The organism is Streptomyces sp. NPDC007856, from assembly GCF_042868225.1.
Lineage (GTDB): Bacteria > Actinomycetota > Actinomycetes > Streptomycetales > Streptomycetaceae > Streptomyces.
The window spans coordinates 1-1,276 of the sequence record NZ_JBIAEC010000119.1 but is presented as its reverse complement, the minus strand read 5'-3'; the positions used below and the strand labels follow the sequence as shown (position 1 = coordinate 1,276).

Sequence of the window (1,276 nt, the reverse complement as noted above, 5' to 3'; positions counted from 1 at the left end):
AGGAGGTGGCGGACGAGCTTCGTCGGCTCCTCGCTGCTCTCGATACCACCGCACTCGCAGACAACGGGTTGTGGGAGACCTTGTGCGATGACGTGGCGATGGGCGACTACGCGAACTGGGAGGAGGAATGAGTCACGTCAGTCCTCCAGGGTCAGGCCGGTGGTTGCGAGGCAGCCGTCGACGAGTTCTGGACGGTACTGGATGCTCTTGAGCCGACGTTTCACGGCTCGGGTGATCTGAGTGAGGTCCGCGGCGGCGAGGTTGCCGATCTCGCGTTTGACCAGTGACCAGATGCCCTCCTGTGGGTTGAGGTCCGGGGCGTAGGTGGGCAGGTGGAACACGGTGAGCCACTCGGCGTTCGCCTCGATGAACGCACGCATGCCAGCGGTCAGGTGCAGGCGGAGGTTGTCCCAGACCAGGACGATCGGGCCGCCAAGCTGGATGCGGGCGCGGACGATCAGGTCGCAGAAGTCGCGCCAGCCGAAGCCCTTCGGTTCGTCCTTGCGGCCGCGATACTCGCGGATCGCGTAGATCAGCCGGGACCGCTCGCCCGGCTTGTAGCAGGTCATGCCCGCCATCGACACCCGCCCGGAGCCCCGGCCCCTCACCCTCACGACCGGGGTCTGGCCGATCCGGCCCCAGGTTCTGGCGCGCGGCGGAGTCATCGACTGCCCGGCCCCGTCTTCGAAGACGATCCAAGCCCCGCGCTCCGCCGCGATGCTCTTACCCGCGGCCAGGTCTCCTTCTTCCACACCTCGACCGCGTCGTCATCGCGCTCGATCGCCCGCCGAGTGGGCTGCTGCCAGCTCCAGCCGTGCCGCTTCAGCAGCCGCCAGGTGCCCTCGACCGTGTAGGAGACGTGGAACAGCCGGCCGATGAGCGTCTTGATCCGCGCCAGCGTCCACCGCTGGTCCGTCCAGCCGTGAGCCAGCGGACCACGCTCCAACTCCCGCTCCAGCCTGGCAACCTGGACTTCGTTGAGCCTAGGTCTTCCCGGCGACCCCTTCGACAGAACCCCGGCCTCACCGCCCTCGCGCCAGGCCCGACGCCACCGCTCAACCGACCGCACACTGATCCGCAGGGCAGCGGCAACGTCCGCGTTCTTCTGACCGCTCTCGAAACGCTCCACGGCCTGGAGCCGCAACCGCTCCCGCGTAGTTCTCTCGGCGTCGGTCAGTCCGCCGCCCTGCGCGTACCTCACACCCCCGGGGCTACCGGTGCCGACACCCAACTGTCAGGCGAACGGCACCGACATCACCCAATCAAGTTCAGTACC

General features: G+C 67.8%; 2 protein-coding genes. Both read right to left on the bottom strand.

Translation table 11 applies throughout. The features are described from left to right. Positions 1-137: 137 nt before the first annotated feature. A complete protein-coding gene (locus ACFYOH_RS44855; protein WP_388638151.1) occupies positions 138-665 on the bottom strand; it encodes a transposase in 528 nt (175 codons plus the stop codon). Beyond that, positions 662-1,201 (bottom strand): winged helix-turn-helix domain-containing protein, encoded by a 540-nt coding sequence (locus tag ACFYOH_RS44850; protein WP_388638148.1) that lies wholly within the window; start codon positions 1,199-1,201, stop codon positions 662-664. Before ACFYOH_RS44850 ends, ACFYOH_RS44855 begins: the two co-directional genes overlap by 4 nt. Between the last annotated feature and the right edge of the window lie 75 nt (positions 1,202-1,276).

What these genes read in the sequence shown, in the direction of transcription:
- ACFYOH_RS44855 (WP_388638151.1), bottom strand. Translation starts at nt 665, where the DNA reads ATGACTCCGCCGCGCGCCAGAACCTGGGGCCGGATCGGCCAGACCCCG.